This window comes from Actinophytocola sediminis, assembly GCF_054779715.1.
Genome location: NZ_BAAGXS010000107.1, coordinates 1 through 21,808 on the forward strand (window position 1 = coordinate 1; position 21,808 = coordinate 21,808).

Here is a 21,808-nt window from a genome sequence, read left to right on the forward strand (position 1 = left end):
GCGCGGTCGTGCTGCTCGTCGGCTCCGGCGACAAGGGCGGCGACGCGCTGTGGGCCGGGCACTTCCTCCGTCGCCGCGGGGTCGCGGTCACCGCTGTGCTGTTCGCGCCGGACCGGGCCCATCCGGCCGGCCTGGCCGCGTTGCGCCGCGCGGGTGGCCGGGTGGTCGAGGAGTCCGCCGGCGACCACGAGCTGGTCGCGGTCGCCGACCTGGTGGTCGACGGCATCGTCGGGCTGTCCGCCAGGGGCGGGCTGCGGCCGGCCGCGGCGGGCTGGGTGGCCGACGTCCGGGCGCCGGTGCTCGCCGTCGACCTGCCGAGCGGGGTCGACCCGGACACCGGCCACGTCGAGCGGGCGGCCGTGCGGGCCGACGTGACCGTGGCCTTCGGCGCCCGCAAGCCGGTGCACGTGCTGGCCGCGCCCCACTGCGGCCAGGTCCAGGTCGTCGACCTCGGCCTCGACCTGCCGGCGCCGGACCTGCGGGTGCTCGAGCCGGCCGACGTCGGCCGGGTGTGGCGGCTGCCCGGACCGGCCGACGACAAGTACACCCAGGGCGTGACCGGCATCGCGGCCGGCTCGGCGACCTATCCCGGCGCGGCCGTGCTGGCCAGCGGCTCGGCGGTGTACGCAACGTCCGGGATGGTCCGCTACGCCGGCTGGGCCGCCGACGAGGTGCGCTCCCGGTGGCCCGAGGCGATCGCCACCGGCTCGGTCGAGGACACCGGCCGGGTGCAGGCCTGGGCCGTCGGCCCTGGTCTTGGCACCGGCAAGGCCGGGCGCGACGTGCTGGCCGCCGTCCTCGACGACGGCGTGGCCACCTGCGTGGACGCCGACGGCATCACGCTGCTGGCCGGCGACCCCCGGCTGTGGGACCACCGCGAACCCGACCAGGTCGTGGTGCTCACCCCGCACGACCGGGAGTTCGCCCGCATCGCCGAACCGCTTGGCATCGAGCTCGGCCGCGACCGGGTGGCCGCCACCCGCGCACTGGCCGCCCGGCTGAACGCGATCGTGCTGCTCAAGGGCAACACCACGGTGATCGCCGGGCCGACCGGCGCCACGCTGGTGAACCCGGCTGGGTCGGCCTGGCTGGCCACCGCTGGCTCCGGTGACGTGCTGACCGGGTTGATCGGCGCGGGCCTGGCCGCCGGCGGCGACCCGCTGCTGGCCGTCGCCGCCGCGAGCTGGGTCCACGTGCGCGCCGGTGAGCTGGCCGCGCGCGGGGCGCCGATCTCGGCCTCGGCGGTGCTGGCCTCGATCAGGGACGCGATCCGCGACGCCCTGGCCGCCGCCGGTCGCACCTGAGGCGTGTTGACCGTGTGCGACCATGAACCGCGTTATGGCTGATCGAAAACTGCCGCGAGCCGAGGTCGTGGTCGACCTGGACGCGCTCCGGCACAACGTCTCGCTGCTCGCCGGCCGGGCCGCCGCCTCCGGGGCCGCCACCATGGCCGTGGTCAAGGCCGACGGCTACGGACACGGTGCGTTGCCGGTCGCCCGCGCCGCGCTCGAGGCGGGCGCCACCTGGCTTGGCGGCTGCTCGCTGGCCGAGGCGCTCGCGCTGCGTGCGGCCGGCATCGAGGCACCGGTGCTGAGCTGGCTGGACACCATCGACACCGACTTCGCGCCCGGCGTCGCCGCCGGGATCGACCTGTCCGCCTCCAGCACCCGCGAGCTCGGCGCGATCGTCGAGGGCGCGGTCGCCGCCGGCCGCACCGCCAGGGTGCACCTCAAGATCGACACCGGGCTGTCCAGGAACGGTTGTCCGGCAACGGAATGGCCCGCGCTGGTGGCCGCGGCCGCCGCCGCGCCCGAGGTCGAGGTGGTCGGCGTCTGGTCGCACCTGGCCTGCGCCGACGAGCCGGGCCATCCGTCGGTCGACCTGCAGGCGGACCGGTTCCGGCAGGCCTGCGCCATCGTCGGTGGCACGCCGCTGCGCCATCTGGCCAACTCGGCGGCCACCCTCGACCGGCCGGACCTGCACTTCGACCTGGTCCGCGTCGGGATCGCCATGTACGGGCTGAACCCCCTGCCGCAACGGGAAGATCTCCACCCGGTGATGTCCTTCCGGTCCTCGGTCGCGCTGACCAAGCGGATCGCCGCCGGCGAGTCCGTCTCCTATGGACAGACCTGGACCGCGCCGGCGGACACCACCCTCGCGCTGGTGCCGGCCGGCTATGCCGACGGCGTGCCGAGGCTGCTGTCCGGCCGGATGGACGTGTGGCTGGCCGGCAGGCGCCGGCCGGTCGTCGGGCGGGTGTGCATGGACCAGATCGTCGTCGACTGCGGGGACGACCTGGTGCCGGTGGGCGAGGAGGTCGTGCTCTTCGGCGACGGCGCGGCCGGGGAGCCGACCGTCCCCGAATGGGCGAACACCATCGGCACCATCGACTACGAGATCGTCACCGGCATGTACCGCCCGAGGGTCGTGCGCAGCTACCGGGGCGCCAGGTGACGGTGTCCCGCAAGGTCGGCGCGATCGTCGGCACCGCGATCGGGCTGGCCGCGGCCGGCACCGCGATCGCCGTCGGCGTCTCCCGCCGCCGCACCGACCAGGACACGCCGCCAGCCGACCCGCTCGGCACGCAGCCCGCCGATCGCACCACGACCGTGGTCACCGACGACGGCATCGAGCTCGCGGTCGAGGAGACCGGCCCGGCCGACGGCGGCGCGCCGACGCTGACCATGGTCTTCGTGCACGGGTTCGCGCTGTCCCACCGCTCGTGGCACTTCCAGCGGCGCGCGCTCGCCCGGCTGACCGAGCCCAGGGTGCGCCAGGTGTTCTACGACCACCGCAGCCACGGCCGGTCCGCGCGCACCACCGAGGAGTCGAGCACGATCGACCGGCTCGGCCGCGACCTCGGCGAGGTGCTGGACACGCTGGTCCCCGACGGCCCGACCGTCCTGGTCGGCCACTCGATGGGCGGCATGACGATCATGGCGTTGGCCGAGCAGCGCCCCGAGCTGTTCGCCGACCGGGTGTGCGGGGTCGCGCTGATCGGCACTTCCGCGGGCGAGGTCGGCAAGAGCGGCCTGCCGCGCCCGCTGCTGTCCCGCTACAACCCGCTGACCCGCAACCTCGGCCGGCTCACCGACTGGCAGCCCGGCCTGGTCGAGCTGGCCAGAGGGGCGAGCGGGCGGCTGACCAGGCGGGCGGTGCGCTCGCTGGCGTTCGGCTCCCGGGACGTGCCCCCGGAGCTGGTGGACTTCCTGCTCGAACTGCTCGACGCCACCCCGGTCCGGGTGCTCGCCGACTTCATCGACACCCTCGGCACGCACAACCGCTACGCCGCGCTCGCCGGCCTGCGGCACACCCACGTGCTGGTGCTCAGCGGGGACACCGACCGGATGACCGCGTTCTCACACGCCGAACGGATCGCCGCCGAGCTGCCGGACGCCGACCTGGTGCGGGTCCCCGGCGCCGGCCACATGGTGATGTTCGAGCAGGCCCAGCTGGTCACCGACCACCTGATGCTGCTCGCCCAGCGCTGCGCCCCCTGGCGGCACCGATGACCACCGTCGAGCTGCCGACCGCGCGGCACACCATCGAGTTCGGCCGCCAGCTCGGCGAGCTGCTCGAACCGGGCGACCTGGTCCTGCTCGCCGGCCGCCTCGGCGCCGGGAAGACCGTGCTGGCCAAGGGCATCGCCGAGGGGCTCGGCGTGCTGGGGCGGGTCAGCTCACCGACGTTCATCATCGCCCGCGAGCACCGCCCCGCACCCGAGGGCCGGGGGATCCCACTGGTGCACGTGGACGCCTACCGCCTCGGCGGGCTCGACGAGCTGGACGACCTCGACCTGGACACCTCGCTGGTCGAGGCGGCCGTGGTGATCGAGTGGGGCGCGGGCGTCGGCGAACGGCTGTCGGCCGACCACCTGCTGATCACCCTGGACCGGCGCGACGACGACGTCCGGGTGGCGACCCTGGAGCCGCACGGCACCTGGACCGGCCGGCTCGAGAACGTAGGCTGGCAGTCATGCGTGCGGTGATCTTCGACTGGGGTGGCACGCTCACCCCCTGGCGCACCATCGACCACCGGGCGGCCTGGCGCAGCTACGCCGACGCCCTGCATCCCGGCGACGTCGAGCAGGCCACCCGGGTCGGCGCCGCCATCGTCGCGGCCGAGGAGATCGCCTGGCGGCTGGTCAGGGACGAGCACCGGGCGTTCACCGTCGCCCAGGTGCTCGCCGCCGCGCGGGTCACCGAGCACGTCGACGGGTACACCGCCTACCGCGCCCACTGGGAGCACGCCACGTTCACCGACCCCGAGGTCGCCCCGCTGCTCACCACCCTGCGTGACCAGGGCCTGCGGGTCGGGGTGCTCTCCTCGACGCCGTGGCCGGCCGCGTGGCACGAGGAGGTGCTGCGCCGCGACGGGGTGCTCGACCTGTTCCACGCCACCGTGTGGAGCAGCGACCTGGAGTACACCAAGCCGCACCCGGCGGCCTTCCAGGCCGCGATGGCCGCGGTCGGCGTGGACGACCCCGCCGACTGCGTCTACGTCGGCGACCGGCTCTACGACGACATCAGCGGCGCGAAGGGGGTCGGCATGCGCGCGGTCCTGGTGCCGCACAGCAAGATCCCGGCCGACCAGCAGGTGCCGGTGGACGTCGAGCCGGACGCGGTGCTCGACCGGCTCGCCGAGCTGCCGGCGGTGCTGGACCGGTGGCGCTGAGCGGCCGCGGCGACGCCGACTAGGCTTGAGTGTCGTGCTGGTTCTTGTTGTCGACACCGCGACGCCCGCGGTCACCGCCGGGGTCGTGGCGCTCACCGACCGGTCGCCGGCGTTGCTGGCCGAGCTGGTCACCGTGGACGCCAGGGCACACGGCGAACTGCTCACCCCGCACATCCTCGGCGCCCTGGACGACGCCGGCCACGCCTTACCGGACCTCGACGCGATCGTCTGCGGCATCGGCCCCGGCCCGTTCACCGGCCTGCGGGCCGGCATGGCCACCGCGGCCGCGCTCGGGCACGCGCTCGACGTCCCGGTGCACCCGGTCTGCACGCTCGACGGGATCGCCGCGGGCACCGAGGGCCCGCTGCTGGTGACCACCGACGCCCGCCGCCGGGAGGTGTACTGGGCAACCTACGAGGACGGCGCCCGGGTCACCGGCCCGGCCGTCGACCGCCCGGCCGACGTGGCCGGCGAGGCGTTCCGGCGGGCCGGCACGACGCTCTACGCCGACGTGTTCCCGATGCCGCACACCGGCGTCGAGTACCCGACCCCGGTCGGCCTGGTCACCGCCGCGCTCGCCCAGCTGGACCGGCCGGCCAGGCCGCTGATCCCGATGTACCTTCGCCGGCCGGACGCCACCGTGCCCGGGACCCGCAAGCGGGTGACCGCGCCGTGACCGCTCGGCTCGCCCCACTCGAGTACGAGGACCTGGCGAGAGTCGCCGAGCTGGAGCGCGGGCTGTTCGCCGCCGACGACCCGTGGACCGAGTCGACCCTGCGGGGCGAGCTGGACCACGGCAACCACTACGTCGGCGCCTGGATCGACGACCTGCTGGTCGGCTATGCCGGCCTGGCCGTGGTCGGCACCCGGCGCGACGCGGAGGCCAGCGTGCACACGATCGGCGTCGACCCGGAGTGGCAGGGCCGGGGGATCGGCCGGGCGCTGCTCGGCGCGCTGCTGGCGGTGGCCGACGAGTTCCGCGCACCGGTGTACCTCGAGGTGCGCACCGACAACGCCGCGGCCATCGGGCTGTACCGGTCGCACGGCTTCACCACGATCGGCGTGCGGCGCAAGTACTACCAGCCGTCGGGCGCCGACGCGTTCACCATGGCCCGCCCGGCACGGGTCGTCGAGGAGGCACAGTGAGTCTCGTTCTTGGCATCGAGAGCTCGTGCGACGAGACCGGGGTCGGGGTCGCCAGGCTGCACCCCGACGGCCGGATCGAGCTGCTGGCCGACGAGGTCGCCTCCAGCGTCGACCAGCACGCCCGGTTCGGCGGGGTGGTGCCCGAGGTCGCCAGCCGCGCGCACCTGGAGGCGATGGTGCCCACGATGCGCCGCGCCGTGGCCAAGGCCGAGATCGAGCTGTCCGACATCGACGCGATCGCGGTGACCTGCGGGCCTGGTCTGGCGGGCGCGCTGCTGGTCGGCGTGGCGGCGGCGAAGGCGTACGCGGCGGCGTTGCGGGTGCCGCTCTACGGGGTGAACCACCTGCCGGGCCACGTCGCCGCGGACACCCTGCAGCACGGCGCGCTGCCGGCGCCGTGCCTGGCACTGCTGGTCTCCGGCGGGCACACCCAGCTGCTACGGGTGGACGACCTGGCCACCAAGATCACCGAGATCGGCTCGACCATCGACGACGCGGCCGGCGAGGCCTACGACAAGGTGGCGCGCATCCTCGGCCTGCCCTACCCCGGCGGGCCGCCCATCGACAAGGCCGCCGGCCGGGGCGACCCGGAGGCGATCCGGTTCCCGCGCGGGCTGACCGGCCCCCGCGACGCCCGCTTCGACTTCTCCTTCTCCGGCCTGAAGACCGCGGTGGCCCGCTGGGTGGAGAACCGCGAACGCGACGGCCTCCCCGTGCCGGTGGCCGACGTGGCCGCCTCCTTCCAGGAGGCGGTGGCCGACGTGCTGACCATGAAGGCCGTGCGCGCCGCCGAGGAGCTGGACATCGACACCATGGTCCTGTCCGGCGGCGTGGCGGCCAACTCGCGCCTGTCCGCCCTGGCCGCCCAACGCTGCGCCGCCGCGGGCATCACCCTGCGCGTCCCCAAACCCCGCCTGTGCACCGACAACGGCGCGATGATCGCCGCACTGGGCGCCCACCTGGTCGCGGCCGAAGTCCACCCCTCAGCCCTCGACCTCTCCGCCAACCCAGCCCTCCCGGTAACCACCGTCTCGGTCTAGCCCAATGCCCTGAATGCCTCTTTCGGGACGTTCAACGTCCTGAAAGCCTCATTCAGGGCATTGGGTGGCGCCGTTACCGGCGTACTGAGGGGCGTAGGTCCACGTCCGCCGCGTTGACGAACGCGATCCGGTGCCCGAACTGGATCTGCACGTACTTCAGCTGTCCACGCACGACCGTGTGACTCGCCTCGTCGTAGGTGACCGCGTAGTAGTACTCCGACCCGGTGACCAGCCCGACCGCGTACTTCTGCCCGGCCGGCAACGTGTACTGCAGCGGCACCACGGTCTGCACCGGCACGTCCGCCGGATAGGCCGCCGCCTCCGGGTAGGCCCGCCCGTACACCGGAATCGAGTCCTTCCCCGGCTTGGGCGTGGCCACCAGACCGGCCGACCACACGGCCGTCGGCGCGCTGCGCGGGTTGTGGAACCAGCCCTGCTGGCCCAGGTACCAGATCGCCGTCCAGTCGCCGCGATGCTCGGCCAGCGCGTACCGCTGCCCGGTCTCCACCCGGCTCGAGTGGTCGGAGATGTGCATCGTGCCCGGCGAGCCGTCCGGGTGCAGGCCGATGTCGGTCAGCAGTGGCGCGTCGGCGCGCGGCTCGGTGTGCAGGATGACCGACGTCGAGCCCCGAGCCGGGCACGGCACCCCGGCCTGGTCACAGCCGGTGAACGCCGGCTGGTTCGTGTCGAAGTCCGGCTTGATCGTCACCAGTCCGGCGCGCGGGTTGCCGACTCCGCGCAGCGGCGCGCCGAGCAGGTCGAAGTAGTGCGACCAGTCCCAGTACGGGCCCGGGTCCCAGTGCATGCCGCCGACGGTCGACGGGATCGTGCCCGGCACGTTGTCGTGGCCGATGATGTGCGCGCGGTCGAGCGGGATCCGGTGCTTGGCCGCGAGGTAGCGCACCAGCTTGGCCGAGCTGCGGTACATCGACTCGGTGTACCAGGTGCCCTGCGCGGCGAAGCCCTCGTGCTCAAGGCCGATCGACTTCGAGTTGATGTACCAGTTGCCGGCCTGCCAGGCGACGTCCTTGGCCTTGACGTGCTGGGCGATGTGCCCGTCCGCCGAGCGCAGGGTGTACTGCCAGCTCACGTACGTCGGGTCCTGGACCAGGTCCAGCGTGGTGTCCCAGTAGCCCTCGGTGTCGTGGATGACGATGTAGTCGATCTTCTGCGACGTCGGCCGGTCGGCCTTGTCGTGGTTGCCGTAGTCGCCCGCGCCATCGCCGGTCTGTTCGTAGGGCGCCGGCAGCCACTCGCAGCCAAGCCCGCGCGGACACTCGGCCTGCGCGGTGTCGGTCGCCCGCAGCCCGAGCCCACGCAACTGTGCGGTGTTCGGCGCGATGTCGGCCGGGGCGAGCCGGACCCGGTGGCCGTCGTCGGTGACCCGGTCGGCCCCCTGCGCGATCGTGGCGAACACCTCGTCGGCGAACGTGGCGGCCGTGGTGGTGTCGGTCGCGCCGGCGTACCGGGCGACCGCGCCGTACCAGTCGGCGGCGTTGTCGCTGTCGACCCCGAGCGCACGCTGGTGATGGGCCAGCAACGCGGCCCCGCCCCGGATGTTCTCGGCGACGTCGGTGCGCAGGGTCTCCTGGTCGACGCCGGTCAGGTCGGCGGCCAGCTCGATGGTCCGCAGCGTCGGGGAGGAGAGGTCCGGCGTGCCGGCCTGTGGCCGCAGCGCCGGGCGGGCGGTGTCTCCGCGCGGGTCCTCTGTGCCCTCGTCGTGATGGCTGCCGCCGGCGTTGGCGGCGGTGATGTCGGTCAGGTGCATGGGTCCGTAACCCGCGCTGGTGCTGGGAGTGCCGCCGTTGACGTTCCACCGGGACTCCAGGTAGGACACGCCGAGCAGCACGCTCTCCGGCACCCCGAACTCGGCCGAGGCCGCGGTGTAGGCGGCCTGCCGCCCCTGGGGTTCGGCAGCGGCGTCGACCGCACCGACAGCGAGCGACGCGGTGGCGACGGCAACGAGAATCGCAGACGACCGGCGCATGGGCGGGCCTCCCCTGGCAAGGGCTGGTTTTCGGACAGGATCACTCTCGTAGCCACCACCCTGCCCGTCAACGCTTTACGTCCAAACGGGTTAGTTGGTGACTGAATCTCAGGCCTGGTCAGACCTATCCGACAGGAGGGCGGATCGTAGCGCGCACAGTGCGTGTTGGTATCCGAGCTGGCACCATGTTGTTCGTCACGCCCGAACTCCAGGACATCGAGCTTGATGTTCTGGGCGGCATCGAGGCTCTCCGGACGAGCCTGAGCCGGCAGCTGGCTGAGCCGTGTCGTCGGCTCAGCGCGCTGCGGCGGGTCTCGCTCGCGCGCGCGATCCAGGGTTCGAACAGCATCGAAGGCTACGAGGCCGGGCTGGACGATGCCGTCGACGTGGCCGCGGGCGAGGAACCGCTCGAGGTGAGTGACGAAACCCGGCTCGCGCTCAAGGGCTACCGAGATGCGATGACCTATGTGCTCCAGCTCGCCGAGGACGACGAGTTCGAGTACAGCACCCAACTCATCAAGAGCATGCACTACATGATGACCAACTATTCGCTGAAGAATCGGCCGGGCCGGTGGCGTGCCGGAAGTATCTACGTGCGCAACGACGAGACCGGTGAAATCGTGCACGAGGGCGTGGACCTGGATCAGGTATCGGCGCTGATGAAAGAGCTGACCGCGGCGCTCAACGGGGAAACCTCCGAGCCGGACATCGTGCGCGGCGCCATGGCCCACCTGAACCTCGTCATGATCCATCCGTTCCGGGACGGTAACGGGCGAATGGCCCGCTGCCTGCAAAGTCTGGTGCTCGCCAGGGGCGGCGTGCTCAGTCCCGTCTTCATGAGCATCGAGGAGTACCTCGGGCGGAACACCCAGGACTACTACGACGTTCTTGGTGAGGTCGGCGGCGGCCTGTGGCAGCCGGGACGCGACGCGCGTCCCTGGATTCGCTTCACTCTGCTGGCACATCTGCGGCAGGCGCGCACAATGCTGCGCCGCGTCCGGGAGAGCGAGCGAATGTGGCTGGAGCTGGAGAATCTGGTCCGAGAACTCAAGTTGTCGGAACGCAGTGTAATGGCCCTGTTCGACGCCATGATCGGCCTCCGGGTCCGCAACGCCACCTATCGCGCCTATTTCGCGGACGGGCCGGAGGAGATCACCGAGGCCACGGCAAGCCGAGATCTGCACAAACTCGTTCAGGCCGAGCTGATCGCCGCGCGCGGCGAGCGCCGGGGTCGGCACTATGTGGCTCGCTCCGCGTTGGCCGACATTCGGCAGCGCGTCATTCGCAGTCGGTCTCCCGAGGACGATTCCGACCCGTTCGCGGTCTAGCCGGGCACGGTGCGTCACCGCTGCCGAACATCCCGCCCGGCCACACCGCCACCCTCGTTGCACGTTTAGCAGTCGCGTGGGTAGAGTGCCAGCGAACGGCCGACACCGCCCCGACACCCGCGACGGCGGGGTGGCAGGAGCCGCAGCAATAGGTAACTGCCAACGCAATCGAGTCGACCCGTGGAGGTCACAGCGGTGAGCGTGAACATCAAGCCGCTCGAGGACAAGATCGTCGTCCAGGCGAGTGAAGCCGAGGCCACGACGGCCTCGGGCCTCGTCATCCCGGACACTGCCAAGGAGAAGCCCCAGGAGGGCAAGGTCATTGCCGTCGGGCTGGGCCGGATCGACGACAACGGCAACCGCGTCCCGGTGGACGTGGCCGTCGGTGATGTCGTCATCTACTCCAAGTACGGCGGCACCGAGGTGAAGTACAACGGCGAGGAGTACCTGATCCTCTCCGCCCGCGACGTGCTGGCCGTCATCAACTGACGCCTGGCGAAGTCAACCGCACGCCCCGGTGGCCCTGTGGGGCTGCCGGGGCGTGGTGCGTCTGAGAAAGGTAGGACATGCCCAAGCAGATCAGCTTCGACGAGGACGCTCGTCGGGCGCTCGAGCGCGGGGTGAACAAGCTCGCCGACGCCGTGAAGGTGTCGCTCGGCCCGCGCGGCCGACACGTCGTGCTCGCCAAGAAGTTCGGCGGCCCGACGGTCACCAACGACGGTGTCACCATCGCTCGCGAGATCGAGCTGGACGACCCGTTCGAGAACCTCGGCGCGCAGTTCGCCAAGAACGTCGCCACCAAGACCAACGACATCGCCGGTGACGGCACCACCACGGCCACCGTCCTCGCCCAGGCGATGGTCCGGGTCGGTATCCGCAACGTCGCCGCCGGCGCCAACCCCGCCGCACTCGGCGCTGGCATCCAGCTGGCCGCCGACGCGGTCGTGGACGCGCTCAAGAGCAAGGCCACCCCGGTCAAGGGCCGGGACAACATCGCCCAGGTCGGCACGGTCGCCTCCCGGGACGCCTCGATCGGCGCGCTGCTCGGCGAGGCCATCGAGAAGGTCGGCGAGGACGGCGTGATCACCGTGGAGGAGTCCTCCACGATGGCCACCGAGCTCGTCATCACCGAGGGCGTGCAGTTCGACAAGGGCTACATCTCCGCCCACTTCGCCACCGACGCCGAGGCGCAGGAGGCCGTGCTGGAGGACACCTACGTCCTGCTGCAGCGGGAGAAGATCTCCTCGCTCAACGACCTGCTGCCGATCCTCGAGAAGATCGCCCAGGCCGGCAAGCCGGTGCTGATCCTCGCCGAGGACATCGACGGTGAGGCACTGTCCACCCTGGTCGTGAACTCGGTGCGCAAGACGATCCGCGCGGTCGCGGTCAAGGCGCCCTACTTCGGCGACCGGCGCAAGGCGTTCCTGGACGACCTCGCGGTCGTCACCGGCGCGACCGTGGTCTCCGCCGAGGTCGGCATCAAGCTGTCCGAGGTCGACCTGGACGTGCTGGGCACCGCCCGGCGCATCGTGGTCACCAAGGACGAGACCACGATCATCGAGGGCGGCGGCGTCAAGGCCGACGTGGATGCCCGTGTCGAGCAGATCCGCAAGGAGATCGAGGCGACCGACTCCGACTGGGACCGGGAGAAGCTCTCCGAGCGCCTGGCCAAGTTGGCCGGCGGCGTCGCGGTGATCCGGGTCGGCGCGGCGACCGAGACCGAGCTGTCCGAGCGCAAGCACCGCATCGAGGACGCGGTGGCGGCGACCAGGGCCGCGGTCGAGGAGGGCGTCATCCCCGGTGGCGGCTCCGCCCTGGTCCACGTCGGCGCCGAGCTGGAGGAGCTGGCCGCGTCGCTGTCCGGCGACCAGGCAACGGGTGTCCGGCTGGTCAAGGAGGCGCTGAAGGCGCCGCTGATCTGGATCGCGAACAACGCGGGCGTCGAAGGTCCAGTCGTCGTGTCCAAGGTCGTTGACCAGCCTTGGGGCCACGGCTTCAACGCGGCGAAGCTGACCTACGGCGACCTGATCGCCGACGGCGTCATCGACCCGGTCAAGGTCACCCGCTCGGCGGTCACCAACGCGGCGTCCATCGCGCGGATGGTGCTCACCACCGAGGCGGCGGTCGTGGAGAAGAAGGAAGAGGAGCCGGACGCCGGCGGCCAGGGCCACGGCCATGGTCACGGTCACGGCCCGGGTTTCTGACCCGACGTTCCACAGAGACGAGCACGCCGCGCCCGGTCCGCCGGGCGCGGCGTTTCGTTATGTATTAGGGGTCTGGCGACGACGAACGCCGCGGCCCTGGCGTCCGGCCGCGGCGTTCGGTGGGCTTCGGGTCAGGTCGCGACCGCGAGCGTGCGCTTCTCCAGCTTGATGATGGCCTCCCGCTCACCCTCGGACAGGCCACCCCAGATGCCGTACGGCTCGTGGACGGCCAGCGCGTGCTTTCGGCACAACGTCAGCACCGGGCACGACTGACAGATCGCCTTCGCTCGGGCCTCGCGGCGGGCCCTCGCCGGGCCTCGTTCACCGTCGGGATGAAAGAAGAACGCACTGTCCATGCCGCGGCAGGAACCCTCGAGCTGCCAGTCCCAGACGTCTGCGTTGGGCCCGGGGAGCCTCCGAGTGTCTGCCATGGTGACCGCCTCCCTCGCCGGAATATGGACGTATCGACTACTCCATTCGGTGCAGCGGAACCAACGCTAGAACCGCGCCAATGCTTGTTCAAGGGTGATCGACTCTTTGGCCAGGCATTTCAACCGATCGGTGAAACAGGTCGACGCAGCGTGTTCGTTGATCCTCTTGCCGGACGCTCTGGATCACCCGACGATGGGAGGGTGGCGACGTGAGGAGGCGTCCGTGGGCGATCATCGTTACCCCGCGCATGGCGGGATCACGCTGCTCGGACCGGCAGGCGACGGGCAGCCCGCCGGTGAGTCCGCCGGACCGGGCACGGCGGAGCCGACCCTCGCGGTGGCCGCCGTCGCGCGCCGGCTGGGCATCGCCCCCGCCACGCTGCGTACCTGGGACCGCCGCTACGGCATCGGCCCGCGAGAGCACACCACCGGCCGGCACCGCCGCTACGCCCCGACCGACGTCGCCCGGCTCGAACTGATGCAGCAGGCCCTGCTGCGCGGCGCCACCCCGGCCGAGGCCGCCGGCTACGCCATGCGCTCCGACCGGGTCCACCCCGAGCCGGGCGAGCCGAGGGTCCGGCTCATCGCCACGCGCGAGCCGGCACTGGCGCGCGACACGCACACCCGGTCGGCCTCGATGCACGGGATCAGCCGCGCCGCCATGGCGATGGACGCCGTCGCGGCCCAGCGGCTGATCGTGGACAGCGTGCACGATCTCGGCGTGGTCGCCGGCTGGGACGGGGTGCTCGCCCCCGCGCTCGCCGCGATCGCCGGCCGAGGCGCGCACGCCGGTGCGGGCAACGAGGTCGAGCGCATGGTCGACGAGTGCGTGCTGGCCGCCATGGTCGGTGCGACGCCGCTGGTGACCGCGCCGCGCAACCCACGCCCGGTCCTGCTGTGCGGGGCCCCCGACGAGCGCCCCGGCCTTGGCGTCTACGTCCTGCGCGCGGCACTGGCCCAGGCCGGCATCGGCACCCAGATGCTCGGCGCCGACCTGCCGGCCACCGCGCTGGCCGCGGCCGTGCGCCGCACCGGGCCCTGCGCGGTCGCGGTCTGGGCACAGCGGCCCCGCCGCGGTGGACCGGAGGTGTTCGGCCGGGTGCCGCGCACCAGGCAGCGGGTCCGGCTGCTGGCCTGCGGACCCGGCTGGTTCACCGAGGAGCTGCCCGGCCGGGTGGAGCGGCTCGAGGAGCTGAGTGGCGCGGTGCGCCGGATCGAGGCGCTCGTTAGCGTCGCCGGGTGACCTCCTCAGTCGACCTGGCCGACGCGGCGTTCGGGACCCGCCCCGACCACATCGTCCTCGCGACCCCGGCCGACGCCAGGCAACGCTGGCTCGCGGCCGTCGTCCTGGGCGCCCAGGGCTGGTACGCCAGGGCCGCCTGTCTGCTCGACGAGCTCGTCCTCGGCCCCGACCCTTTATTGGCCGCGTTCGCCGCCGCCACCCTGGCCTCCCATCGCCGCCAGCTCGGCGGCCACGCCGACGCCCGGCGCCACGACGCCGCCGGGTTGGCCGGGCTGAGCCGTTCGGGGCAGTACCTGGCCGGTCGACCGGCGGAAAGCCCACCGGCAGTTGCCGAGGCGGTCGCCGACCTGCTCGTCGGGCTCGCCGCGGACGCGGTCGGCCTCGGTCGGCTCGACGAGGCCCGGCGGCTGGTCGCCGAGGTCCCGGCGGGTGCCGGCTGGCGGGCGGTGGTGCGTACGGGCTGGGTGTCGGCCGAGATCGAGCTGAGCGCGGGCCGGCCGGCGGCGGCGGCGCGACACGCCGAGTCAGCGGCGCGACACGCCGAGGAGTCCGGCTCTGCCCGCCATCGGGTCAAGTCCGCGCTGGTCATGGGGGCCGCGCTGGCGGCGGACGGGCGGCGGGCGCGGGCCGGCACGATCGTCTCCGCCGCCTTCGACGACGCCACCGACCTGGGTTTGGTCACACTTCAGTGGCCGGCAGCGATGATTCTTGCGGAGTTGGCACCCACCCAAGCGGACCAATTCTGTCGGTGTGCCGCGCTAGCCTTACACAGCGTGTTACGTCGGGCCGATCCGGTCGGCCGCCGGCTTGCCGGGCGCTCTCCCTGGGTGCCCAAGCTCGCTGGCCCAACCGGGTGACGGGGTGGGTACGGACATCTGGGCGAACTGGTCGGAAGAATTACCATCAGATCGTGTCAAGGTTCGCCCCGAAGCGTCCGATAGGGAGGAGTACGTCACTCGGCTGCAGGAAGGAGTCCCCGTGACGACGGTCTTGATTTGCGACGACCGCCGCGGCGTGCGGGAAGGCTTGACCCGTGTCATGTCCGCGGTTCCAGGGGTTAGTCGCATCGACTGCGTAGCACACGGTGACGAGCTGCTCGCCAGATTCTCCCGGGCCCCGGTCGACGTCGTCCTCGTTGGCACCCAGCGTGCGGTGCCGACCGGGGTCGAGGCGACCAGACGCCTGGTATCGGCGAACCCGCAAGCCAACGTGATCGTGTTCGGTGCTCCCGACGACGCCGGCAGCATCGCCGCCGCCATCGCCGGTGGCGCTCGGGGCTACCTGCGCTGGGACGCCTCGCGTCCCGAACTGGTGGCCGCGCTCGCGCACACGCTGGCGAGCACCTCGGTGCCAGCCCCGCGCCAGCCGTCCGATCCCGGTGTCCAGCTCACCGACCGCGAGCTCCAGGTGCTCCGCGGCATGGCGATGGGCAAGAGCAACGGCCAGATCGGCCGCGAGCTCTACCTGTCGGAGGACACGGTGAAGACGCACGCCCGCCGGCTGTTCCGCAAGCTCGGTGTCCGTGACCGCGCGCAGGCCGTGGCACACGGCTTCCGACGCGGTCTCGTTTCCTAAACAGATTCACACTTGGCGAATCGGACGACGCCACCCGCACGCCATGCGGGGCAGGCGTCGTTCAGCGCGTTCAGGGCAAGTTCGCAGGTCATCCGCCCGCGCCGGTAACGCCCGCCGGCAGGAGCACGACAACTGAGCGCGGCGCGCCCACGGGCAGGCGCCGCGCGGCTTCCCGCGCGGATCGGACCTCTTTGCCGTGCGCGGTACGGTGGTGAGACCCGGCTGGCGGGACGGGATATACCCCAACGGGTGTGACGTTCGACTGACTGTACCTGCACGTAACACTGAGGCTGCTCGCTGCGATGACCACATTGGGGGACGGACTGGACGCTTCTGTTGGGGCTGCCGTCGACGGTGACCCACGTGCCATCGACCGGGTGCTCGCGTCCATCCGGCCCCTAGTCGTGCGGTACTGCCGTGCGCGTGTAGGGAGGCAGGAGCGTTCGTTCGCTTCGGCAGACGACGTCGCACAGGAGGTGTGTCTCGCGGTGCTAACGGCCCTGCCCAGCTACCGCGACCAGGGGCGACCCTTCCTGGCCTTCGTGTATGGCATCGCGGCGCACAAGGTCGCGGACGCCCATCGGGCCGCCGGACGTAACCGATCCGAGCCGGTGGCCGACGTTCCAGATGAACCGGAGACCGACGCCGGGCCCGAACAGCGCGCCATGCAACAGGACCTGAGCCGACGAATGAAGAACCTGCTCGACGTGCTGCCGGACAAGCAGCGGGACATCGTCCTGCTGCGGGTCGTGGTCGGCCTCTCGGCGGAGGAGACCGCGGAAGCGGTCGGCTCGACGCCGGGAGCGGTCCGGGTGGCGCAGCACCGCGCGCTCACCCGGCTGCGTAAGACGTTGTCCGCGGAGGAGGTGGTCTGAATGAGCGATCGCGACGATCCCGGCACGCCGGACGAGGGCCGTCCTTTCGGCGCCGCCGCGGACCTCGATTTCGATCTTTCGATGGTCCATGCCGACGACGAGTACCTCGACCTGCTCGCCGGCATGAACCTGGACGACCAGGACGGGCCCGCTGGCGACCAGCTGAGCGAACTGCTGCTGTCCTGGCGCCGCGACGTCGAGACCGAGCCCATCGGCGAGATCGTCGACCAGAAGCTGGCCACGGTGACCGTGCACGCCGCCAGGATGCGCCGCAAGCGCAGACCGAGGCTGCTGGTCCCGTTGGCCGCGGCGGCCGCCGTGCTGGCCATCGCCTTCGCCGGCGTCGGCCTGGCCGCCAGGGACGCCCAGCCGGGCGACACCCTGTGGGCGCTGGCCAAGGTGCTCTACTCCGACCACACCCGCTCGGTCGAGGCCGCCGAGGCAGTGCGCGCCGATCTGCGTGAGGCCCAGACCGCGCTGACCGAGGGCCGGGTGGCCGAGGCGAAGTCCAAGCTCGAGGACGCGCACGCCGTGCTGCCGACGGTGTCCACCGAGGACGGCCAGAAGGACCTGGAGAAACAGCACGCGTCGCTGGTCGCCCAACTGCCGGGCAACCCCTCCGGCGAGGCGTCCCATCCGCCGGTGCCCAACCCGACCACGGCCCCCGATCCCGGCTCAGGCACCGGCAGCGGCACCGATCCCGGCCCGGGCGTCGACCCGACGTCGCCGTCCACCCCGCCGACCGACACCACCCAGCCGCAGCCGCCGACGACCACCACGCCGCCGTCGGACACCACCACCACGCCGACCGAGACCTCGCGCAGCGAGACGACTCAGCAGACCGGTGGGGAGCCGGCCGGGGAGAACACGGTCAACCTCGAGCCCAACCTCAACCCCGACCTGGCACCGGAAGAATGACCCCTGGTCACGTGTACAGCCAGGCGCCGAGGTGCGCCGAGTGCGCCGGCCGGGCCCTGCTGGTCGAGGAGGCGGCGCTGGCGCTGGTCGAGGAGTCGCTCGGCCGGCTGACCGCGCGCCGCTGCTCGGGCGACGACGGCTGGCACGTCTACGACCCGGTCACCGAGGGCGCCTAGTTGTTCTGCTTGGTGAACGCCGGCTTGGCGGTGGCGGTCACGCCGTCGGTGAACCCCCGGCAGTACTCCCACGACACGTAGGCCGCCGGGTTGGGGTCGAACGCCGGCTCGTGCGGGCGCATCCGGCCGTCGTCGAGCAGCTGCTCGAGCGAGGCCCGCAGCAGCGCCCAGTCGTGGTAGTGCGGCTCCTGGCATTCGGCGCAGTCGACCACCACGCCCCGGACCTCCCGTTGCTCGAGCAGCGCCTGGTACACGGCCAGATCCCGGAGATCGGCCAACAGCTCGGCCCGCTCCTGCGCGGAGACGGGCTCCTCCTCCGCCGGGGAGGCGTCGTCGTCCAGTGCCCGCGCGGGATCGTTCGGGTCGCCGGCGAACGGGTCAGGCGGTAGTGCGTCGTCCCTCACGACCACGCACGGTACCGGGCGGAGCGGCCCTACGGTCCAGATACCATGGGTCAACGCGCCGCCGCCTGCGGAAATCCGCACGAAGAAGGGCCACGATGACCACCGCTGAGGGGATCCCGGCCAAGTTCGCCATGCTCGGACTGACCTTTGACGACGTGCTGCTCCAGCCGTCGCAGTCCGACGTCCTGCCGAGCGCGGTCGACACCAGTACGCGGCTCACCCGCAATGTCACGTTGGGCGTCCCGCTGGTGTCCGCGGCCATGGACACGGTCACCGAGGCCAGGATGGCCATCGCGATGGCGCGCCAGGGCGGCATCGGGATCCTGCAACGCAACCTGTCCATCGAGGAGCACGCCCGCCAGGCCGAGACGGTCAAGCGCTCCGAGGCCGGCATGGTCACCGACCCGATCACCTGCCTGCCGACCGCCACCCTGGCCGAGGTCGACGCCCTGTGCGCGCGCTACCGGATCTCCGGGGTCCCGGTCACCGACGCCGAGGGCACGCTCGTCGGCATCATCACCAACCGCGACATGCGTTTCGAGGTCGACCACACCAAGCCGGTCAGCGAGGTGATGACCACCGGCCCGCTGGTCACCGCGCAGGTCGGGGTGTCGGCCGACGCGGCGCTCGGCCTGCTGCGCCGGCACAAGGTCGAGAAGCTGCCGATCATCGACGGCGCCGGCAAGCTGCGCGGGCTGATCACCGTCAAGGACTTCGTCAAGACCGAGCAGTTCCCCAACGCCACCAAGGACCCGGACGGCAGGCTGATCTGCGGCGCGGCGGTCGGCGTCGGCGAGGACGCGCACAAGCGCGCGATGACCCTGGTGGACGCGGGCGTCGACGTGCTCATGGTGGACACCGCCCACGGCCACTCCCGCGCCGTGCTCGAGATGGTCTCCGGCCTGAAGAAGGAGCTCGGCGACGTGGTCGACGTCGTCGGCGGCAACGTCGCCACCCGGGCGGGCGCGCAGGCGATGGTCGAGGCGGGTGCCGACGGGGTGAAGGTCGGGGTCGGCCCGGGGTCCATCTGCACCACCCGGGTGGTGGCCGGGGTCGGCGTGCCGCAGATCACCGCGATCTACCAGGCCGATCTCGCGTGCCGCCCGGCCGGCGTGCCGGTCATCGGCGACGGCGGCATCCAGTACTCCGGGGACATCGCCAAGGCCATCGCGGCCGGCGCGTCCGCGGTCATGCTCGGCAGCCTGCTCGCGGGCACCGCCGAGGCGCCGGGCGACGTGATCCTGGTCAACGGCAAGCAGTTCAAGACCTACCGGGGCATGGGCTCGCTGGCGGCCATGCAGTCACGGGGCGAGGCGCGGTCCTACTCCAAGGACCGCTACTTCCAGGACGACGTGCTCAGCGAGGACAAGCTGGTGCCAGAGGGCGTCGAGGGCCGGATTCCGTTCCGGGGGCCACTGTCGCAGGTGGTGCACCAGCTCGTCGGCGGCCTGCGTTCCGGCATGGGCTACACCGGCTCGGCCACGATCACCGACCTGCAGAACGCGCAGCTGGTCCGGATCACCGCGGCGGGGCTCAAGGAGAGCCACCCGCACGACGTGACCATGACCGTCGAGGCGCCCAACTACACCACGCGCTGACGCGCGTGCCGGAGGTACAGACAGTGCGGGATCTTGTCGAGATCGGCATGGGCCGGACGGCCCGGCGCGCCTTCGGGCTGGCGGACGTGGAGATCGTGCCGTCCCGGCGCACCCGCTCGTCCAAGGACGTGTCGACCGGGTGGCAGATCGACGCCTACCGGTTCGACATCCCGCTGATCACCCACCCGACCGACGCGGTGGTCTCGCCGGCGACCGCGGTGGAGATCGGCGGGCTCGGTGGGCTCGGCGTGCTCAACGCCGAGGGCCTGTGGGCGCGGCACGCGAACGTGGAGGACGCGCTGGCCAGGGTTCAGGCGGCGGTCGACGACACCGACCTGACCGCGCTGACCAGGGTCCTGCAGGAGCTGCACGCGGCGCCGATCCGCACCGAGCTGATCGCCGAGGCGATCAAGAAGGTCACCGCGTCCGGGGTCACCGCGGCCGCGCGGGTCAGCCCGCAGCGCGCCGCCGAGCTCACCCCGGAGCTGCTCGCCGCCGGGGTGGAGATCCTGGTCGTGCAGGGCACGATCGTCTCCGCCGAGCACGTGGCGCGCGGCGGCGAGCCGTTGAACCTCAAGAGTTTCATCGCCGACCTGGACGTGCCGGTGATCGCCGGCGGGGTGCACGACTACCGCACCGCCATGCACCTGATGCGCACCGGCGCGGCGGGGGTGATCGTCGGCTACGGCTCCGGCGAGGTCACCACCACCGAGCACGTGCTCGGCATCGGCGTGCCGATGGCCACCGCGATCGTCGACGCGGCCGCCGCCCGCCGCGACTACCTCGACGAGACCGGCGGCCGCTACGTGCACGTGATCGCCGACGGCGGCGTGCACGTCTCCGGCGACATCGCGAAGTCGATCGCCTGCGGCGCGGACGCGGTGATGCTCGGCGCGCCGCTGGCGTTCGCGAGCGAGGCGCCGGGCAACGGCCTGTACTGGACCGCGGCCGCCGCGCACCCGTCGCTGCCGCGCAGCAAGGTCGCGCCGGTCGCCGCCCAGGACGAGCTGGTCGACCTGCGCACGCTGCTGTTCGGCCCGTCCTCCGACGCCGACGGGCTGATCAACCTGTTCGGCGCGCTGCGCCGGTCCATGGCCAAGACCGGGTACTCCGACGTGAAGGAGTTCCAGAAGGTCGGTCTCACGGTCCGCGCATGAGCACCACCAGCAGGCGGGAAGTTGTCGCTTCTGGGGAGGCCGTCGCGCTGACCGAGGTGCTCGACGGGGACCGGGAGTGGCTGGACGCCAAGGACGACGGCGCCTTCGATGTCGACGATGACGACCGGCCCCGGGAGCACAACGTCGAGGTGCACCGGCTGGCGGTCGTCGACCTGACCGACGGTGAGCTGGTCGGGCAGGTGAACTGGCACGCGGTCGGGCACGGCCGGACCAGGGCGTGCGGCGCGTGGAACATCGGCATGGGCCTGCTGCCGGCCGCCCGCGGTCGCGGTGTCGGCGCGCGGGCGCTGCGGCTGCTCGCCGAGTACCTGTTCACCGTCACCGACCTGGACCGGGTCGAGGCGAGTACCGACGTGACGAACGTGCCGGCGCAACGGGTGCTGACCAGGGGCGGCTTCCGCGCCGAGGGCATCATGCGCGGCGCCCAGCTGCGCGCCGGCCAGCGCCAGGACATGGTCCTGTTCAGCCTGCTGCGCGCCGACGTGACCCCACCGCCCCCACCTGGCGGCCCGCGCGCGGTGCTCACCTCGCGGGACGGGGTGGCCCTCGCGGTGCCGGCGGCCGGCGAACGCGAGGCGTTCTACGCCGACGCCGTCGGCGACTTCGAGGTCGACCGGGACGACCGGCCGCAGGTCATCGGGCCACCGCGCAGCACGCTGCTCAGCGTGCTGGACGCCAGGACCCGCGTGCTGCTCGGCGGGGTCAGCTGGCACGCGGTCGACTACGGCGGCACGCTCGGCTGCTCGGCCTGGAACATCGGCATCGCCCTGCTGCCGGGGGATCGCGGCCGCGGGGTCGGCTCGACGGCCCAGCGGCTGCTCGCCGAGCACCTGTTCGCCACGACCGAGGTCGACCGGGTCGAGGCCAGCACCGACGTGGACAACATCGCCGAGCAGAAGGCGCTGGCCAAGGCCGGGTTCACCAGGGAGGGCGTGCTGCGCGGGGCCCAGCTGCGCGGCGGGCTCCGGCGGGATCTGGTGCATTTCGGGAAGTTACGTACTGACCAGTAGATAACGCGGCCACCGGTGGCT

General features: G+C 72.2%; 23 protein-coding genes. 20 read left to right on the forward strand and 3 right to left on the reverse strand.

Translation table 11 applies throughout. The features are described from left to right. The 8 genes from ACYVIP_RS43800 to tsaD form a co-directional block, all read left to right on the forward strand. On the forward strand, positions 1-1,304 hold a 1,304-nt coding region (locus tag ACYVIP_RS43800; RefSeq protein WP_460407048.1), incomplete at its 5' end, for an NAD(P)H-hydrate dehydratase. 34 nt (positions 1,305-1,338) lie between these two features. After that, on the forward strand, positions 1,339-2,454 hold the full coding sequence (gene alr / locus ACYVIP_RS43805; protein WP_460407050.1) for an alanine racemase: 1,116 nt from the start codon (positions 1,339-1,341) through the stop codon (positions 2,452-2,454). After that, positions 2,451-3,512, forward strand: a complete 1,062-nt coding sequence (locus ACYVIP_RS43810) for an alpha/beta fold hydrolase (protein ID WP_460407051.1) — start codon at positions 2,451-2,453, stop codon at positions 3,510-3,512. Before alr ends, ACYVIP_RS43810 begins: the two co-directional genes overlap by 4 nt. Further along, positions 3,509-3,988: a tRNA (adenosine(37)-N6)-threonylcarbamoyltransferase complex ATPase subunit type 1 TsaE gene (gene tsaE, locus ACYVIP_RS43815; protein ID WP_460407053.1), complete on the forward strand. Its 480-nt coding sequence runs from the start codon at positions 3,509-3,511 to the stop codon at positions 3,986-3,988. The genes ACYVIP_RS43810 and tsaE overlap by 4 nt, the downstream gene beginning before the upstream one ends. Then, positions 3,976-4,674 carry an HAD family hydrolase gene (locus ACYVIP_RS43820; RefSeq protein WP_460407055.1) on the forward strand — a complete coding sequence of 233 codons (699 nt, stop codon included), beginning with the start codon at positions 3,976-3,978 and terminating at the stop codon, positions 4,672-4,674. The genes tsaE and ACYVIP_RS43820 overlap by 13 nt, the downstream gene beginning before the upstream one ends. Positions 4,675-4,708: 34 nt before the next feature. After that, complete coding sequence (tsaB, locus tag ACYVIP_RS43825) at positions 4,709-5,350, forward strand: tRNA (adenosine(37)-N6)-threonylcarbamoyltransferase complex dimerization subunit type 1 TsaB (protein WP_460407056.1); 642 nt, start codon at positions 4,709-4,711, stop codon at positions 5,348-5,350. Further along, positions 5,347-5,820, forward strand: a complete 474-nt coding sequence (gene rimI, locus ACYVIP_RS43830; RefSeq protein WP_460407058.1) for a ribosomal protein S18-alanine N-acetyltransferase — start codon at positions 5,347-5,349, stop codon at positions 5,818-5,820. Before tsaB ends, rimI begins: the two co-directional genes overlap by 4 nt. Continuing rightward, complete coding sequence (gene tsaD, locus ACYVIP_RS43835; protein WP_460407060.1) at positions 5,817-6,860, forward strand: tRNA (adenosine(37)-N6)-threonylcarbamoyltransferase complex transferase subunit TsaD; 1,044 nt, start codon at positions 5,817-5,819, stop codon at positions 6,858-6,860. Before rimI ends, tsaD begins: the two co-directional genes overlap by 4 nt. Before the next feature lie 73 nt (positions 6,861-6,933). On the opposite strand, the gene ACYVIP_RS43840 is transcribed toward tsaD, so the two are convergent. After that, the gene (locus ACYVIP_RS43840) at positions 6,934-8,847 is read right to left on the reverse strand and encodes an N-acetylmuramoyl-L-alanine amidase (RefSeq protein ID WP_460407062.1); all 1,914 of its coding nucleotides are present in this window, start codon (positions 8,845-8,847) and stop codon (positions 6,934-6,936) included. A gap of 185 nt (positions 8,848-9,032) precedes the next feature. Here ACYVIP_RS43840 and ACYVIP_RS43845 point away from each other — a divergent pair, with 185 nt between their 5' ends. The 3 genes from ACYVIP_RS43845 (at position 9,033) to groL (ending at position 12,379) form a co-directional block, all read left to right on the forward strand. Beyond that, positions 9,033-10,175, forward strand: coding sequence for a Fic family protein (locus tag ACYVIP_RS43845; RefSeq protein ID WP_460407064.1), 1,143 nt, complete (start codon positions 9,033-9,035; stop codon positions 10,173-10,175). 195 nt (positions 10,176-10,370) lie between these two features. Continuing rightward, positions 10,371-10,664 (forward strand): co-chaperone GroES, encoded by a 294-nt coding sequence (groES, locus tag ACYVIP_RS43850; RefSeq protein WP_460407065.1) that lies wholly within the window; start codon positions 10,371-10,373, stop codon positions 10,662-10,664. Between the two features lie 77 nt (positions 10,665-10,741). Further along, the gene (gene groL / locus ACYVIP_RS43855) at positions 10,742-12,379 is read left to right on the forward strand and encodes a chaperonin GroEL (protein ID WP_460407067.1); all 1,638 of its coding nucleotides are present in this window, start codon (positions 10,742-10,744) and stop codon (positions 12,377-12,379) included. Positions 12,380-12,510: 131 nt separating this feature from the next. Here groL and ACYVIP_RS43860 read toward each other — a convergent pair whose 3' ends face one another. Beyond that, positions 12,511-12,810, reverse strand: coding sequence for a WhiB family transcriptional regulator (locus ACYVIP_RS43860; protein ID WP_460407069.1), 300 nt, complete (start codon positions 12,808-12,810; stop codon positions 12,511-12,513). A 223-nt stretch (positions 12,811-13,033) separates the two neighbouring features. Here ACYVIP_RS43860 and ACYVIP_RS43865 point away from each other — a divergent pair, with 223 nt between their 5' ends. The 6 genes from ACYVIP_RS43865 (at position 13,034) to ACYVIP_RS43890 (ending at position 17,597) form a co-directional block, all read left to right on the forward strand. Beyond that, the gene (locus ACYVIP_RS43865; RefSeq protein ID WP_460407071.1) at positions 13,034-14,053 is read left to right on the forward strand and encodes a MerR family transcriptional regulator; all 1,020 of its coding nucleotides are present in this window, start codon (positions 13,034-13,036) and stop codon (positions 14,051-14,053) included. Continuing rightward, positions 14,050-14,910 (forward strand): hypothetical protein, encoded by an 861-nt coding sequence (locus ACYVIP_RS43870; RefSeq protein WP_460407072.1) that lies wholly within the window; start codon positions 14,050-14,052, stop codon positions 14,908-14,910. The genes ACYVIP_RS43865 and ACYVIP_RS43870 overlap by 4 nt, the downstream gene beginning before the upstream one ends. A 121-nt stretch (positions 14,911-15,031) precedes the next feature. After that, complete coding sequence (locus ACYVIP_RS43875; protein WP_075138006.1) at positions 15,032-15,628, forward strand: response regulator transcription factor; 597 nt, start codon at positions 15,032-15,034, stop codon at positions 15,626-15,628. Positions 15,629-15,930: 302 nt separating this feature from the next. After that, a complete protein-coding gene (locus ACYVIP_RS43880) occupies positions 15,931-16,503 on the forward strand; it encodes a sigma-70 family RNA polymerase sigma factor (RefSeq protein WP_460407074.1) in 573 nt (190 codons plus the stop codon). Beyond that, on the forward strand, positions 16,504-17,421 hold the full coding sequence (locus ACYVIP_RS43885) for an anti-sigma-D factor RsdA (RefSeq protein WP_460407075.1): 918 nt from the start codon (positions 16,504-16,506) through the stop codon (positions 17,419-17,421). It begins immediately after the preceding gene. A gap of 11 nt (positions 17,422-17,432) precedes the next feature. Beyond that, positions 17,433-17,597 (forward strand): hypothetical protein, encoded by a 165-nt coding sequence (locus ACYVIP_RS43890; RefSeq protein WP_460407076.1) that lies wholly within the window; start codon positions 17,433-17,435, stop codon positions 17,595-17,597. Here ACYVIP_RS43890 and ACYVIP_RS43895 read toward each other — a convergent pair. Beyond that, a complete protein-coding gene (locus tag ACYVIP_RS43895) occupies positions 17,594-18,007 on the reverse strand; it encodes a DUF5319 domain-containing protein (protein WP_460407078.1) in 414 nt (137 codons plus the stop codon). The two genes, ACYVIP_RS43890 and ACYVIP_RS43895, sit on opposite strands and share 4 nt — an antisense overlap. 89 nt (positions 18,008-18,096) lie before the next feature. Between ACYVIP_RS43895 and guaB the strand changes: the two genes are divergently transcribed. From guaB to ACYVIP_RS43910, 3 genes are read left to right on the forward strand one after another with little or no spacing between them, the layout of a single operon-like run. Further along, complete coding sequence (gene guaB / locus ACYVIP_RS43900) at positions 18,097-19,599, forward strand: IMP dehydrogenase (RefSeq protein WP_460407080.1); 1,503 nt, start codon at positions 18,097-18,099, stop codon at positions 19,597-19,599. A gap of 23 nt (positions 19,600-19,622) precedes the next feature. Then, a complete protein-coding gene (locus tag ACYVIP_RS43905; RefSeq protein WP_460407081.1) occupies positions 19,623-20,756 on the forward strand; it encodes a GuaB3 family IMP dehydrogenase-related protein in 1,134 nt (377 codons plus the stop codon). Next, positions 20,753-21,787, forward strand: coding sequence for a GNAT family N-acetyltransferase (locus ACYVIP_RS43910; RefSeq protein ID WP_460407083.1), 1,035 nt, complete (start codon positions 20,753-20,755; stop codon positions 21,785-21,787). The genes ACYVIP_RS43905 and ACYVIP_RS43910 overlap by 4 nt, the downstream gene beginning before the upstream one ends. The last annotated feature ends 21 nt before the right edge of the window (positions 21,788-21,808 follow it).